This is a genomic window from uncultured Roseibium sp. (assembly GCF_947494555.1).
GTDB lineage: Bacteria > Pseudomonadota > Alphaproteobacteria > Rhizobiales > Stappiaceae > Roseibium.
Genome location: NZ_CANLVF010000004.1, coordinates 586,300 through 600,739, shown reverse-complemented (window position 1 = coordinate 600,739; position 14,440 = coordinate 586,300). Strand labels below are relative to the sequence as shown.

Here is a 14,440-nt window from a genome sequence, read left to right as displayed (position 1 = left end):
TAACTGGCTAAAGGGTGTAAACTACACTGTGCAGTGTAATACCGACTTCCGCGTCTGTAAACGCCATAGTTTACATAGGGCGTATTTTTTGGGAAAAAAGAACTGGGGGACGCAAAAGAAACGCAACATGCAACAGGGGCCGAATTGAGCAGAAAATGTCCGTATCCGATCAGAAGAGAAAGCAGATAGTAGAAGCTGCAATCGCGGAATTTCAGGAGAAAGGCTATGCTGGCGCGAGCATGGACCGCATCTCCGAGCGCGCGCAGGTTTCCAAGCGGACAGTCTACAATCACTTCGAAAGCAAGGACGTTCTTTTCCGGGCGATAAACCAGTGCCTTGCGGACCAGATCAACTCGGCACTCGAACTCCCGTATGACGCCGAACTGCCCATTCGGGACGCACTCGTCCGGCTGGGTTGGGCAGAAGGCGAGCTGATGATCAACCCCTGTTTCATGAGCCTCGCGCGCATGATCATGAGCGAAACCATTCGCGACCCGGAACTGGCCGCCGACATGAACGCGCGTATGACCAAGCTGGTCGTTTTTGCCGAATTCATCGAGCGCGCCACTAGCGAAGGCAAGCTGAAGGCAGGCGACCCGTCGGTCGCCGCAGAACAGTTCCTCGGCCTGATCAAGTCCCGCGCATTCTTTCCCAACATCTACGCCGCCCGCGTCCCTGGCCGCGAGGAAGTCGGCACAATCATCGAGGAAAGCGTCGATCTTTTTCTGGCGAGATACGGTGTTGCATCGGCATCAGAATAGCCCCCGGCACTCCTGACCAATCGCGATTTCCTGTCGGTCAGGCAGCTGCCACAGACGGCCAACGGAAATATCCGAACACCTTTGCTTCGCAGACACTGCCCCCTTGTCATCCCTGCGCAGGCAGGGATCCAGTAATTACAGGCCGCAGAAACAGGTCATAGCGGCTGCGGCGTACTGGTTCCCGGATCTGCGCTTCGCTGCGTCCGGGATGACAAAATCCACGGTTGGCGGCTTAGCGGCGAAGCCAACAAACTCATGTCCCGCGACACCTATCACCTCATCCTGAGGAGGAGGGAAAGAAAAGGGCAGCTAAATGCTGCCACACGATGAAATCACCCTGCATCCTCGATCGTCAAATCCAAAAGCTGGCCTGAGCCCCGGCCAATGACAGCGCATCGTCCGGCGATCATTCCCTCAGAAAGAAACGAGATAACAATTCGATTGAGAGACTGCGCACCTCCCCCTTGTCATCCCTGCACAGGCGGGGATCCAGTAATTGCAAGCCACAGAAACAGGTCATAGCGGCGGCGGCGTACCGGATCCCGGATCTTCGCTGCGCTGCGTCCGGGACGGCAAAATTGACATTCGGCGGCTTGGTGGCGAAGCCAACAAACTCATGTCCCGCAACACCCACCACCTCATCCTGAGGAGGCACGCAGTGCTGTCTCGAAGGATGGGCTACAATGTTGGAAATTGCCACGCGTCCTTCGAGACGGGCTTACAACCCTCCTCAAGATGAGGAGAACACACGACTGCTGATTGACCTGAAAAGACCACGCGATCCCCAATAGACTGCCCCCAACCGCGGACCAGCTTAACCACCGGCGCAATGTGCGATGGTAACCCGCACTTTTGCATGTTAATCAGCCTTCGCAACTCGCCAATAAGACCGGACCGGCATGGATTCTCAATTTACTCCCGAAACACTCATCCTCAAACCTGATCCCATAAAGCAGCGATTTTTGGCGCTGGGTTTGCCAACAGCTGTGTATTTTTTGCTAGGCTTTCTGCTTCTTGCCATTTTTGACAATATCCAGTTCGGCTTCCTGTTTTACTTGGCAATCGGCGCAGCCATTTATTGGATTTGTTTCCGTCTTCTGCGCGGCATGCCACAAGAAAGCTGTCTGGAACTTTCCCGAGAGGGTCTGACCTTGACGCTCTTTGGTGGCACAAGTTTTCACGCTTGGCGGAATCTTTCACGCATTACCCTGTTGGAAAACATGTCGCGGGATGAACACGGTGAACTTCACGTACACTCACACTACCTGTCTGCAAGTTTCCTGTCGTCATTAGACGAAAAGCCGGACAACCCAACTGACGAAGCAGATGCGGATCTGCTGATCCCGATAGACATGTACATTACGCATCACCGCTTTTCCGGACGAACTGAGGAACAGGAGGCTGCCTGCAAGTCCGCACCGGATTTTGCAAACACGCTCAATGCCTGGAGAGACTTTGCGCTAAACCTTGAAATTGCAGCAATCCCGACACCAATCATTCAAACGGAAACCAAGAAACTGTCTGAACTTGCACGCTCACTCAGGTCCAGCCTGACAAGCTGACTGGCTCGCATCGTCCGGCAATCAATCCCCGCCCAGTCCTTCAGAAATCATCGAGATGAACTTCGTATGAGATACTGCGCACATCCCCTTTTGTCATCCCTGCGAAGGCAGGGATCCAGTAGTCACAGGCCGCAGAAACAGGTCATAGCGGCTGCGGTGTACTGGTTCCCGGATCTCCGATGCGCTCTGTCCGGGATGACAAAATCCACGGTTGGCGGCTTAGCGGCGAAGCCAGCAAACACATGTCCTACCAAACCACCACCTCATCCTGAGGAGGGCCCATAAGCCCTCCCAAGACAACAATACGAAAATGCAAACAGATTAGGATGGGCCGCTCGCTCTGAACTTGTAACCCATCCTTCGAGTGGGGTTTGCAACCCTCCTCAGGATGAGGATTGAAAGAAAAGGGCAGCCGGACGTTGTTCCAAGCCTTAGTCACCCGGCATCGTCAACCGGCTTTTCCAAAAGCTTGCCCCAGCGGGTCCGTTCCGCCATCTGCTGGCGTGTTTCTTCAGAGATCAGCCCGTCGACATTTTCCGGCACCCAGCCCCCGCCGAGCCCCTTGTAGACAGCAATCAGGTTGGTGAGCACATTTGCTTGCGCCGCAATAAGCCGCTCCTCGGCAACCAACAGGCTTTTCTGGGCGTCGACGACCCGGTTGTAGGATGCCGTGCCATCCTCATACTGGGCCTCAACCTCGGAGACGGAACTGCGCGCGGCAACCACACTTCGGCGCAGATAAACGGCCTCCTGCTTGGAGCGCAGAAACGCTGTGAGCGCGTTTTCAACCTCCGAATAGGCAGTCAGCACCGTATTCTTGTAGTTCAGCAGAGTTTCCTGGAATTTTGCGTCCTGAACGCGGACATTGTTCTGGATGCGTCCGTAGTTCAGGAAATTCCACGAAAACGCCGGATTGAAAAACCCGGTCATCGTCCCGTTGCCGAAGAGATTAGAAAAGTTGTCCGCGCTGACGCCAATCGCACCGGATATCGAAAACGCCGGATAAAGGTCCGCCTTGGCAACGCCGATCTGAGCCGACTGCGCCGCGGCCACATATTCCGCATAGCGAATATCCGGGCGTCTGCGCAGAAGGTCGGCGGGAACGCCAATGGCGACTTCCGCCGGAACACGTGGATAGCGCGCCCTCGATCCCAACCGCGATTTCATTTTGCCGGGCGGCTCGCTCAACAGCAGGCTGAGCGCGTTATAGGCCTGCGCCAGTTCCGCTTCGTAGCCGGGAATGCTGGCAAGCGTGTTGTTGTAAAGAACGGTGGCCTCGTCCACATCGAGTTTGGTGGCGGCTCCGTTTTCCAGCCGCAGCTTGGTGAGATCAAGCGACTTTCTTTGAAGTGTGGCATTCTTCCGGGCCGCGGCAACCAGCTGCTGAAGTTCGCGGACCGTTACATAAGTCGCGGCAATATCGCCCGTGAGGGTGACAAGGGCATCGTCATAAGAAGCAATATTGGCCTTCAGATTGGCATCGGCCGATTGCACGTCCCGGCGGATCTTGCCCCAGACATCGATTTCCCATCCGGCGTCGAACCCGGCGGACACCCGGGTAATGTGATCGTTGACCAGGCCGACCCGCTCCAGATCCCGGATGAAGGGATCTTCCGCGCTGAAGCGGATGCTCTTCGACCCGCCATTGATTTCCTGCACCTGCGGAAACAGCTCGCCACGGGCGATACCGAGCTGCGCGCGCGCCTGATAGACCCGCACGCCTGCTGCCTGCAGTTCCACGTTCTGCCGGTAGGCCTGGGCGATCAGGCTGTTGAGCGTCTCGTCCCCGAAGACGTGCCACCAGGGAACAGAATTCGCGCTACGAGTGGTAAATCCCGTCCGGCTGTCGACCGGGAGGTTGGCACCCGAACTCCAACTGTCCAAACGAGGCGCTTCGGGCCGTTCGAAATCGGGGCCGACCATGCAGCCACCCAGAAGAAGCGCGCCGCAAAGAGCCAGTCCAAATCCAGGTGCCGATGTTCGCCGCATGCCCGCCCCGCCTACATTAAACATCAAACGGAATGATGAAGTTGACCCAGGAATAAAGGCGCATGTTCACACGCCGAAGGACGGCAACCCAGTTGCCCCCGGCACCGGTATAGATCGCTGCCGCTCCATGGGCGCCGGCCGGGTAGCGCTTCAGGGCCGGATCGTCGTCCAGAACGATTTCAACGGCAAAGCGTCCTTGCGGGCTCATGAAAAGAAACTCCGGAACGCGCCCACGCGGAATGATCTGGCCCTGCCCGGTTCCGTCCCAGATCGCGCGCACCTTGCCGGTGAAGATCTGGCCCGGATAGATATCGAGTGCCACTTCGACAGGCTGACCCGGCTCAACGAATTTCAGATGTTCCTGATAGAACGTCGCCAGGAAATAAGGATCTTCATCAGCGACAAAGGCTGCAATCGACCCGACCCGAAACCCGCCGACGACCAGTCCCGGCCGCGCCTGCTGGCTGATGATCACACCGTCTGCGGGCGCATAAATGACGGTCTGGTCTAGATAATACTGCGCCTGCTCCACCTGGGCCTGCGCGGCGGCAACCTGCGCATTGACGCCATCGATCTTGGCATCGACGGCCAGTTGCGCCTTCTTCACGTTAGCCTCGGCCTCTGCGACCTGCGCTTCCGCACCGGCGAGTTGCGCGTTCCACTGGTCCAGCGTTTCCTGCTTGGCCCCGCCGCGCGGCACCAGATTGGAGTAGCGGTTGACCTGTTCGTTGGCGAATTGCTCGTTCGCGCGCGCCTGATTGAGCGAATCCTGCGCAAGCACGACATTCTCGTCCAGAATGAGGGCGTTCTGCTGCGCATCGGCGAGATTTGCCTCCGCTTCTGCCAGCTGCGCCGCATAGAGCGTCGGATCGAACTGATAGAGCCTGTCGCCCTTTTTCACCTTCTGGTTTTGCGAGACATAGACTTCCTGGAGGAGAGTCGGATGCGGCAGCCGCGGTGCAATCTGGATCGTCTGCCGGATCACGTGACCGTCGATTGTGTAGGGGGTGTAGAACCGCAAAAAGACAATCAGCAGGAACAGGACATGAAAACCCACCCAGAAGCTGACGACGCCCCAGGCAATATTGAATTTCAAGAGCCTGAACTTGTAGAAAACCAGCCACATGAAGAGGGCGTAAAACGCCAGAATCAGAAGCGCAATCGTCATGAGGCAGGTCCGGTTTTGGGAGCCTGTGGCGGCACGTCTGCAGCTTCGATTTCCGACACTGTCGTCTGGATCGCACCCGGCTGCGTCGCTTCCTCGCCATCGTGATCTTCGTCAAGCTTGTCGCGCATATCCTTTGGCAACCTGCGAATGTCGATGGTCAGGCTGTCGTGATAGGCCCAGATGAGCGCGTGGATCCAGGGAAACACCGTGAAGAGCCCGATCCAGCCACCGAGCTTGACGGATTCGGCATGCGGATGCTTGCGCTTCTCGGCAAGTTTCCCGGGCAACCCGCCGAGTGTGACCATGGCGTAAAAGAAAGCGATGACGACCAGAAGCAGGATCAGAAAGGTCGCGTAGTCGTAGTAGTCGAGTTTGAAATCGATCAGATCCATTTCGCCTCCCAGGCCGGCACAGGACCAGTCCGCCTGTATTCTTCTTGTTATCACCCTCGACCGGTGGGGGGTCAATTGCAAGTGGCAAGTCTTCGCAGGCTGATCACCACCTGTCGCGCGAAAGCAACAGGTTCAGCGACCAATTGGCCGAACAGAAGGGCTTGCGCCGCGTCGCGAACCGGCTAAATTGCCGCAAATTTTCAACAGCGCGGTCAATCCGCCGAAAACTTCGAACTGGACTTTCCCCAAGATGGCGCATGGTGACATCAAAAAAGTCGTGCTGGCCTATTCCGGCGGCCTCGACACTTCCATCATTTTGAAATGGTTGCAGACCGAATTCGACTGCGAAGTCGTCACCTTCACCGCCGATCTCGGCCAGGGTGAAGAGCTGGAGCCGGCGCGCAAGAAAGCCGAGATGCTCGGCATCAAGGAAATCTATGTCGATGACCTGCGCGAGGAGTTCATCAGCGATTTCGTGTTCCCGATGTTCCGCGCCAACACGGTCTATGAGGGTGTCTATCTGCTGGGCACATCCATCGCGCGCCCGCTGATCTCCAAGCGTCTCATCGAAATTGCCGAAGAAACCGGGGCCGACGCGGTCGCGCATGGCGCAACGGGCAAGGGCAACGATCAGGTTCGGTTCGAATTGTCCGCTTACGCCCTCAACCCGGACATCAAGGTAATCGCGCCCTGGCGCGACTGGTCCTTCAAGTCCCGGACCGATCTTCTCGATTTTGCCGAAAAGCATCAGATCCCGGTTCCCAAAGACAAGCGCGGCGAAGCCCCGTTCTCCGTAGACGCGAACATGCTGCACTCTTCTTCGGAAGGCAAAGTACTCGAAGATCCGGCGGAGGAAGCACCCAACTACGTCTTCCAGCGGACTGTCGACCCGACCGAGGCTCCGGACGTTGTCACAGAAATCGAAATAGGCTTTGAAAAAGGTGACGCGGTTTCCATCAACGGCGAAAAAATGTCGGCGGCGACGCTCTTTGCGAAGCTGAACGACTATGGCCGTGACAATGGCATCGGCCGCCTCGACATGGTCGAAAACCGGTTCGTCGGCATGAAGAGCCGCGGCATTTACGAGACCCCGGGAGGCACAATCCTGTTGACCGCTCACCGGGCCATGGAGTCGCTCACGCTTGATCGCGGTGCTGCGCACCTCAAGGACGAGCTGATGCCTCGCTACGCGGAGCTGATCTATAACGGCTTCTGGTTCTCTCCCGAGCGCGAAATGCTGCAGGCCCTGATCGACAAGAGCCAGGAGCACGTCACCGGCTCCGTTCGTCTGAAACTCTATAAGGGGAACGTCATTCTGGTTGGCCGCTCGTCGCCCTATTCGCTTTACTCCGAGGAACTGGTGACGTTTGAGGACGACCAGGGCGCTTACGATCAGAAAGACGCTGCAGGCTTCATCAAGCTGAATGCGCTCCGCCTGCGCACGCTTGCCAAGCGTGACCGGATAGGCTGAAGCTCAACCACATAACGGGATCGGCGGCAATGACACTGAGGGAAGATCTTTCAGCCGCCGGTTTTTTGGCATTGGGCGCCTTTGAACCGGACACCGCGGACAACCTGCCCGATCTCGGAGCAGGGAAGACGACCAAGGTGCTCCTGTTGATCGGCAGCACCGGCCCTTCTTTATGGCCCGCGTTCAGCAACAGCGATGAATTCTCGGACGGCAATCCCCATCCGTTGGACCGGTACACCAAGCGCGAACTTTCCCGGATCGCGGCCAGCCACGGCTGTGCACCGCTGTTTCCCTTCGAAGGGCCTCCTTATTATCCCTTCCAGCAATGGGCGCTGAAATGCGGCGGATTCTCTCAAAGTCCGCTCGGCGTACTGGCCCATCAGGATTTCGGACCCTGGACCGGCTTTCGGGCCGCATTTCTGTCTTCACAGCCGATCGCGGGCCTCGACCAAAACACCACAGCTGGTCCGTGCGAAACCTGCCTCGACAAACCCTGCCTGAGCGCCTGTCCGGTCAATGCGATCTCGGTTGAGACCGGATACAACGTCCCGGCCTGCAAGGCGCACCTTGAAACCGGCAGCGATATGAAGTGTTGGTCCGGTTGCCTCGCCCGCCATGCCTGCCCATTCGGCAGCAGCCACAAGCCGCACCCGGACACCGCCAGATTTCATATGGAAAGTTTTGTCGGTTTAGCGCGCTGAAGCCGCTTTATCGCTCACCAACCTAGCCCACGGGTTCAAGCTTCACGACGCCTTCCTGATCCGGACAGGTCTTGAGCGCATCAGCGGCAGTCCGGCCGTCACCCAACGGAGCGTCCGGCCAGATCTCGGCCAGAGGGATCAAAACGAAAGCTCGATCCCCCATGCGGGGATGCGGAATCTCAAGCGTCTCCTCACGGATTTCGCGAACGCCGTAGATAAGAACATCGACATCAATGACGCGCGGTCCCCAACGAACATCTCTCACGCGGCCGAGTTCGATTTCGACATCGAGACATCGCTTCAGAAGGTCTCGCGGGCTGAGCATGGTGTCGATGACCACGCAAATATTGATGTAGTCGCCTTGCGGCACCGGACCCCACGGCGGTGTCCGGTAGTCAGACGACCTGGCGACCAGGGTAATGCCGTCAGTCTGTTCCAATAGCCGAACGGCCTTGTCGAGATTGGCTTTCGGATCGCCCAGATTTGAGCCGAGCCCGAGCGCGCAACGGGTCGGAGCGTCGGGTGTCTGGTGAGAAAGTGTCATGTCAGGCGGGGGTCCGTTCCAGAGAAGTTGCTTCCAGCATACGCACGCAATCGGCATGTGGACCGACATCATGCGCCCGCACGATGTCCGCGCCCTTGAGCAGCGCCGTCATATGAACGGCAAGTGAGCCGTAGAGACGGCCATCGGTCTCCACATTCAGCACCGCACCGATCATGCGCTTGCGGGAAGCGCCGGCCAGGATTGGAAATCCCTGTTTCTTGAGCTGCTCGAACCTGTTCAAGATGACGAAATTCTGGTCTACGGTCTTTCCGAAGCCGAAGCCGGGGTCAAGAACCTGCTTTTCCTTTGCAATTCCAGCGGACTCTGCAAGCCGGAGCGATTTTTCAAAGAAGCGGTCGATATCGCTGAGAATATCGATGCTGGCGTCGGCCTTCTCCCGGTTGTGCATCATCACAACGTGAACACCGGCTTCGGCAACCGTCTCTGCCATATCCGGATCGCGCTGCAGACCCCACACGTCGTTGACGATTACGGCACCTGCCTGGCAGGCCCGCCGGGCGATTTCCGCCTTGTAGGTGTCGATGGAGACAGGAATTCCGAGATCGCAGACGGGTTCCAGTATTGGCGCGAGCCGCGTCCATTCATCCTCCAGGGCAATCTGCGCCGAGCCCGGCCGCGTGCTTTCGGCGCCGATATCGAGAATATCGGCCCTTTGCGCGATCATTGCCTTTGCATGTGCCAGGGCAGCTTCGGCTTCATTGTGCCGGCCCCCATCGGAAAACGAATCTGGCGTCACATTCAAGATACCCATGACGTGAGCACGGCTTGTCGGCAGGGTATAGGCAGCGGCTTTCGCCATTCGGTGATCCCTTTCTCGTCGTCACCGACAGATGCCCGTTCACTTGCACGGGGTCAAGCGCTGAGCGCCGGGTTGGAGATCGAAAACGGTGGCCTATTCGGCAGCGGCCGGCCGAGCCGCCCTGCTCTTGAGAACCAGGTAGATAAGCGTGCCGATGATCGGCATCATGGGCAGCACCGTGGCCAGCCCGATAAGCGGATCGCCCAGCGCTGCGACAATCAGGCTCCCGGCAATACCGCCCCCGAATTGCATGAAGCCGGTCATGGCCGAGGCCGCCCCTGCAATTTGGGGAAAGGGAGCCATGGAGTCTGTGAAACTTGCCGGCAGCACAAAGGCAAGGCCAAAGACGAACAGCGCAACAGGTCCCATGACAGTTGTGACTGATGGCACCTGAGTCAGTGTCAAGATGCACATGAGGGACGACGACACGATCCACAAAGCCATACCGACCGGGACCAGTTTGCGCGCTTCAAAGATTTTGAGCAGCCGCCCCGTGACAATAGTTCCAACGATAAACGAGCCCGACTGAATGATCATGGCGAGACCGAATTGCGACGGTGTCAGCCCCACCTCGTAAATCAGGACAAAAGGCAGCACGGTTGCAAGCGCGTAGAGCCCGCCAAGTCCGCAGCCGATCAGAACACTCGGCGCGAGAAAGCGCGGATCCTTCAGCAGCGTCAGGTAGTTGGCAACAAGCCGTCCCGGATTGAGGTGATGTCCGCCCGGGTTCGGATTGGTTTCCACCTGGAAACAGGCAACCGCAATCATCAGTACAAGCCCATAGATGACCATGCACCAGAACACTTCACGCCAGCCGAAGAGCTCCAGAACGAACCCGCCGATTGTCGGCGATATAGCCGGCCCCAAGGCAAGCATCATCGCAATCGCATTCATGATGTGTGCAGATGCCTGACCGGTGAATTGGTCGCGCACGATAGCGCGGGAGACGGAAATTCCGACCGCCGCTCCAATGCCCTGAAGCGTCCTGGCCACGACCATAAATTCCACGGTCGGCGCAAAGGTCGCGAGAATGCTCGAAAGCAGGTAGAGGCTCAAGAATGCCAGGGTGACCGGCTTGCGGCCGAAGGCATCGGAAAAAGGACCGCAGATGAGCTGCGCGACGGCAAATCCGGCAAAGTAGGCGGTCAGCGTCAGCTTGACAGCGGCATCCGTCGTTCCAAACACCTCGACGAGCGTCGGCATGGCAGGGGTATAGAGCGCCATCGAAATAGGTCCGATGGCGACCAGTCCCGCGCCAAGCAGCGACGTGCGCCGCGCGCTCATGATGCCGTTATCGGAGGTCATTTGCGTTTGCCGGCACCTTCCTCGGAGATCAGATTGTCCTTCATGTTCTGAAGCAGCGTTTCCAGAACGGTCCGGTCTTTTTCGGGAATATCTTCGAGCGCCTTGGCCCGAACGCTCTGCAGAGCCGTGCCGATACGTTCCAGGAGCGGATCGGCTTCCGGCGTCAGTTCAACCAGCTTCGCACGCTTGTCCTTCGGATCCGGACATCTTTTGATCAGCCCAGCCCCTTCCAGCGAGTCCAGATACCCGACGAGCGTCATGGGTTCGACGAACATGATATCCGCGAGCATGGCCTGGCGGTGGCCAGGGTTGCGCCAGACATAAAACAGCGTGCGTGCTTCACCGACGGTGAGCCCGGTTTCCACGTCGGTCAGCGCTGCTTCAAATCGTCTTCGCAGCAGGCGCGCAAGATCGACGACCAGCATTGTTACGCTGACATTCGGATAGGCAATGTTCATGAGCGGCCTTTTAGTAAGGTTCCCTTACGAATTAGGGTTTGAAAGCGGACATGTCAATGGACCGAAAGTCGACGCCCGGGCCTTGCGAGACAGATCCGCACGCCCCCGCATTGCACAATTGCCGCAGTCCACGTATAAAGGCGCCAAATTCGGCGAGTGCGCCGATCCCTTATTTTACAATTCCAGACAGGAAGCGGGTCCCAATCGGGCCCGTTCTGTCTTTTGGAGCCACGCATGAATCTTCGCAATATCGCAATCATCGCGCACGTTGACCATGGTAAAACAACGCTCATCGACGTCCTGCTGAAACAATCCGGCGCATTCCGCGACAACCAGCGCACGGAAGAGCGGATGATGGATTCCAATGACATCGAACGCGAACGCGGCATCACAATCCTGGCGAAGGTAACCTCCCTCGTCTGGAAGGACACGCGCATCAACATCGTCGACACACCGGGTCACGCCGATTTCGGCGGTGAGGTCGAGCGTATCCTGCACATGGTCGATGGCGTCATCCTTCTGGTCGACGCAGCCGAGGGTCCGATGCCGCAAACGAAATTCGTGCTCGGCAAGGCCCTGAAACTCGGCCTGAAACCGATTGTCGCCATCAACAAGATCGACAAGCCCGAGCAGCGTGCGGACGAAGTCCTGGACGAAGTGTTCGATCTGTTCGCTGCGCTGGACGCCAACGAGGAACAGCTGGACTTCCCGGTTCTCTACGGCTCCGCGAAACAGGAATGGATGGCCCAGGAGACCGACGGGCCCCAGGACAACATGGATCCGCTATTTGACATGGTGCTGGACAAGGTTGCGCCGCCTGAAGCGGACCCGGGCGAATTCCGCATGCTCGCCACCACGATTGAATCCGATCCCTTCCTCGGACGTATCCTCACGGGCCGTATCGTTTCCGGCACCGCCGTTCCGAACATGCCGATCAGGGCACTGGCACGTGACGGCAGTCAGGTGGAATCAGGGCGCGTTTCCAAGATCCTTGCCTTCCGCGGCCTGGAACGTCAGCCGATCGAACAGGGCGAGGCGGGCGACATTGTCGCGATCGCCGGCATGGCCAAGGCAACGGTCGCCGACACATTGTGTGCGCCCGCAGTAACCGATCCGCTTCAGGCACAGCCGATCGACCCGCCGACACTCTCAATGACGTTCCGCGTCAACGACAGCCCGCTGGCCGGCACCGAAGGCTCGAAGGTCCAGTCGCGCGTCATCCGCGAACGCCTGATGAAGGAAGCCGAGGGCAACGTTGCCCTGAAGGTGGAAGACACGGACGAGCCGGACGCCTTTATCGTTTCCGGGCGCGGTGAATTGCTGCTGGCCATCCTGATCGAAAATATGCGCCGCGAAGGATTTGAGCTCGGCGTCGGCAGACCGCGCGTGGTTTATCAGTTCGACGAAGCCGGCAATCGTCAGGAACCGATCGAGGAAGTCATCATCGACGTTGATGACGAACACTCCGGCGTCGTGGTCCAGAAACTGCAGGAACGCAAGGCCGATCTGCTTGAAATGAAACCGTCCGGAGGCGGTCGCACCCGGCTGGTGTTCAATGCACCGACCCGCGGTCTGATCGGCTATCAGGCCGAGCTTCTGTCCGACACGCGCGGTACAGCCATTTTCAACCGCATCTTCCACGGCTACGAGCCTTACAAGGGCCCGATCCAGGGCCGCCACACCGGCGTTCTTCTGTCCAACGGAACCGGCGAGGCCGTTGCCTATGCGCTGTTCAACCTGGAAGATCGCGGCCCGATGATGATCGACCCGGGCACCAAGGTTTATCCGGGCATGATCGTCGGCGAACATACCCGCGGCAACGACCTTGAGGTCAATGTCCTCAAGGGTAAGCAGCTCACCAACATCCGGTCTGCCGGCAAGGACGACGCCGTCAAGCTGACAACGCCGATGAAACTGACGCTGGAAGCAGCGCTCTCCTATATCTCCGACGACGAGCTCGTCGAGGTCACTCCGTCCTCGATCCGTCTGCGCAAGGCGGTCCTCGACCCGCACGAGCGCAAACGTGCCGAACGCGCTGCCAACAAGCAAAGCGCATAAGGCTTGTTTCGCTAAGACAACCTAGAGCCCGGGCAGCGTCCCGGGCTTTTGTGTTCTTGGCTTGTGTGCGGCGCAGGTATCTTCGCCGGACGCACTCTGGCAACTGACGATAGCCGGGTGATTGCCTGAACCGGCCAGAGCGGTTTGGGGGCATAGCCGACAAGCGTCTGCCACTGGTGACCGGCGCAGCTGGCTGCCCGCGTAAGCCAATGTTGACCGATGCCACGATGCAGTGAAAAATCAGCTTGGCAGAGAAACTGGACAGTGACCGACCGCGAACCCCTCACCATAAAGGAACAAGGTATAAAGCAAGGCCGTCCCAACAAATGCTTTTGGACTGATCCCGAAATCTCCGACCTGGAACTTTTCGCGGCCCGATTTCGGAAGCACAAATACCGCCGTCACAGCCATGTCGGTTATGTTGTTGGCGTGGTTACCGATGGCGCGGAAGCGTTCTTCTGCCGAGGAGAAGTTCACACCGCCAGAGCGGGCGATATAATCCTGGTAAATCCTCAATCGCAACACGACGGAGAAGCGGCAACAGAACTGGGGTGGGCTTATCGCGTGATCTATCCGCGCGAAGACCATTTCATGAGCGTGGCACATTCGGCCATCCCCCCGCGTTTCCGCCACTCTGTCGTTCATGATCCTGAACTTGCGTCACGGATTGCTGACTTCCACATTGCAGCTGAAACGAGGTCAAACCCGAGCAGCACACAGCTTTTGTGGCCGGATATCCTTTTTGATCTGGTGGACCGTCATTCAGAGACCAGGCCGACTGAATGCTACGATCGTCAGGACGCCAAACGCATTGGGATGATCGAGGAGATACTGCGTGCGCATGCCGTGGACGGTATCTCTTTGGCGGGGGTAGCAGCACAGGTTGGATGGTCTCAATGGCATCTGGTGAGGTCCTTCACCCGCGCCAAAGGTATCTCGCCGCACGCCTTTCTTCTGGACTGCCGGTTGCGCCACGCCAAAAACCTGATCGATGCCGGTGAACCGCTGGCAATGGCTTCTACCGCCGCAGGTTTTACGGACCAAAGCCATCTGACGCGTCATTTCTTGCGTGCCTACGGCTTCACGCCCGGGAACTACCAGGCAGTCCGCGCAGCTTAGAGCAACTTCGTACAAGACCTGCTCCCCGGGTCCGCATTACCTCACCTTTCGAAACGGAATGGAGCGCTTCGCCTGTTCCGATATCGAGAGAG

At 58.1% G+C, this 14,440-nt stretch carries 13 protein-coding genes; 6 read left to right on the top strand and 7 right to left on the bottom strand.

The features are described from left to right. Nucleotides 1-155 precede the first annotated feature (155 nt). Entirely contained in the window at nt 156-761 is a 606-nt protein-coding gene (locus Q0915_RS21795; protein WP_299478725.1) for a TetR/AcrR family transcriptional regulator, read from the top strand. 1,220 nt (nt 762-1,981) lie between these two features. Beyond that, nucleotides 1,982-2,323, top strand: a complete 342-nt coding sequence (locus tag Q0915_RS21790; RefSeq protein WP_299478722.1) for a hypothetical protein — start codon at nt 1,982-1,984, stop codon at nt 2,321-2,323. A gap of 435 nt (nt 2,324-2,758) precedes the next feature. Here the strand turns inward: Q0915_RS21790 and Q0915_RS21785 are convergent, their stop codons facing one another. The 3 genes from Q0915_RS21785 to Q0915_RS21775 are packed head-to-tail and all read right to left on the bottom strand — an operon-like array spanning nt 2,759 to nt 5,872. Continuing rightward, nucleotides 2,759-4,312, bottom strand: coding sequence for an efflux transporter outer membrane subunit (locus Q0915_RS21785; protein WP_299478719.1), 1,554 nt, complete (start codon nt 4,310-4,312; stop codon nt 2,759-2,761). 16 nt (nt 4,313-4,328) lie between these two features. Then, on the bottom strand, nt 4,329-5,480 hold the full coding sequence (locus Q0915_RS21780; RefSeq protein WP_299478716.1) for an efflux RND transporter periplasmic adaptor subunit: 1,152 nt from the start codon (nt 5,478-5,480) through the stop codon (nt 4,329-4,331). Continuing rightward, a complete protein-coding gene (locus Q0915_RS21775) occupies nt 5,477-5,872 on the bottom strand; it encodes a DUF3302 domain-containing protein (protein ID WP_299478713.1) in 396 nt (131 codons plus the stop codon). Before Q0915_RS21775 ends, Q0915_RS21780 begins: the two co-directional genes overlap by 4 nt. Nucleotides 5,873-6,122: 250 nt before the next feature. Here Q0915_RS21775 and Q0915_RS21770 point away from each other — a divergent pair, with 250 nt between their 5' ends. After that, nucleotides 6,123-7,343 carry an argininosuccinate synthase gene (locus tag Q0915_RS21770; RefSeq protein WP_299478710.1) on the top strand — a complete coding sequence of 407 codons (1,221 nt, stop codon included), beginning with the start codon at nt 6,123-6,125 and terminating at the stop codon, nt 7,341-7,343. Nucleotides 7,344-7,372: 29 nt separating this feature from the next. Next, complete coding sequence (locus Q0915_RS21765; RefSeq protein WP_299478707.1) at nt 7,373-8,044, top strand: hypothetical protein; 672 nt, start codon at nt 7,373-7,375, stop codon at nt 8,042-8,044. 22 nt (nt 8,045-8,066) lie between these two features. On the opposite strand, the gene folK is transcribed toward Q0915_RS21765, so the two are convergent. From folK to Q0915_RS21745, 4 genes are all read right to left on the bottom strand, one after another. Continuing rightward, the gene (folK, locus tag Q0915_RS21760; RefSeq protein WP_299478704.1) at nt 8,067-8,588 is read right to left on the bottom strand and encodes a 2-amino-4-hydroxy-6-hydroxymethyldihydropteridine diphosphokinase; all 522 of its coding nucleotides are present in this window, start codon (nt 8,586-8,588) and stop codon (nt 8,067-8,069) included. 1 nt (nt 8,589) lies between these two features. Beyond that, a complete protein-coding gene (gene folP, locus Q0915_RS21755; protein ID WP_299478701.1) occupies nt 8,590-9,408 on the bottom strand; it encodes a dihydropteroate synthase in 819 nt (272 codons plus the stop codon). A gap of 93 nt (nt 9,409-9,501) precedes the next feature. Continuing rightward, the gene (locus Q0915_RS21750; RefSeq protein WP_299478699.1) at nt 9,502-10,713 is read right to left on the bottom strand and encodes a multidrug effflux MFS transporter; all 1,212 of its coding nucleotides are present in this window, start codon (nt 10,711-10,713) and stop codon (nt 9,502-9,504) included. Then, nucleotides 10,710-11,171: a MarR family winged helix-turn-helix transcriptional regulator gene (locus Q0915_RS21745; protein WP_299478696.1), complete on the bottom strand. Its 462-nt coding sequence runs from the start codon at nt 11,169-11,171 to the stop codon at nt 10,710-10,712. Before Q0915_RS21745 ends, Q0915_RS21750 begins: the two co-directional genes overlap by 4 nt. Before the next feature lie 234 nt (nt 11,172-11,405). On the opposite strand from Q0915_RS21745, the gene typA reads away from it, so the two are divergent. Continuing rightward, the gene (gene typA / locus Q0915_RS21740; RefSeq protein ID WP_299478693.1) at nt 11,406-13,229 is read left to right on the top strand and encodes a translational GTPase TypA; all 1,824 of its coding nucleotides are present in this window, start codon (nt 11,406-11,408) and stop codon (nt 13,227-13,229) included. Between the two features lie 219 nt (nt 13,230-13,448). Further along, a complete protein-coding gene (locus Q0915_RS21735) occupies nt 13,449-14,348 on the top strand; it encodes an AraC family transcriptional regulator (protein WP_299478691.1) in 900 nt (299 codons plus the stop codon). Nucleotides 14,349-14,440 lie beyond the last annotated feature (92 nt).

Bases quoted from the DNA above. Each gene is read 5' to 3' on its own strand.
- Q0915_RS21795 (WP_299478725.1), top strand. From the start codon at position 156: ATGTCCGTATCCGATCAGAAGAGAAAGCAGATAGTAGAAGCTGCAATC.
- Q0915_RS21790 (WP_299478722.1), top strand. From the start codon at position 1,982: ATGTCGCGGGATGAACACGGTGAACTTCACGTACACTCACACTACCTG.
- Q0915_RS21785 (WP_299478719.1), bottom strand. From the start codon at position 4,312: ATGCGGCGAACATCGGCACCTGGATTTGGACTGGCTCTTTGCGGCGCG.
- Q0915_RS21780 (WP_299478716.1), bottom strand. From the start codon at position 5,480: ATGACGATTGCGCTTCTGATTCTGGCGTTTTACGCCCTCTTCATGTGG.
- Q0915_RS21775 (WP_299478713.1), bottom strand. From the start codon at position 5,872: ATGGATCTGATCGATTTCAAACTCGACTACTACGACTACGCGACCTTT.
- Q0915_RS21770 (WP_299478710.1), top strand. From the start codon at position 6,123: ATGGCGCATGGTGACATCAAAAAAGTCGTGCTGGCCTATTCCGGCGGC.
- Q0915_RS21765 (WP_299478707.1), top strand. From the start codon at position 7,373: ATGACACTGAGGGAAGATCTTTCAGCCGCCGGTTTTTTGGCATTGGGC.
- folK (WP_299478704.1), bottom strand. From the start codon at position 8,588: ATGACACTTTCTCACCAGACACCCGACGCTCCGACCCGTTGCGCGCTC.
- folP (WP_299478701.1), bottom strand. From the start codon at position 9,408: ATGGCGAAAGCCGCTGCCTATACCCTGCCGACAAGCCGTGCTCACGTC.
- Q0915_RS21750 (WP_299478699.1), bottom strand. From the start codon at position 10,713: ATGACCTCCGATAACGGCATCATGAGCGCGCGGCGCACGTCGCTGCTT.
- Q0915_RS21745 (WP_299478696.1), bottom strand. From the start codon at position 11,171: ATGAACATTGCCTATCCGAATGTCAGCGTAACAATGCTGGTCGTCGAT.
- typA (WP_299478693.1), top strand. From the start codon at position 11,406: ATGAATCTTCGCAATATCGCAATCATCGCGCACGTTGACCATGGTAAA.
- Q0915_RS21735 (WP_299478691.1), top strand. From the start codon at position 13,449: ATGCCACGATGCAGTGAAAAATCAGCTTGGCAGAGAAACTGGACAGTG.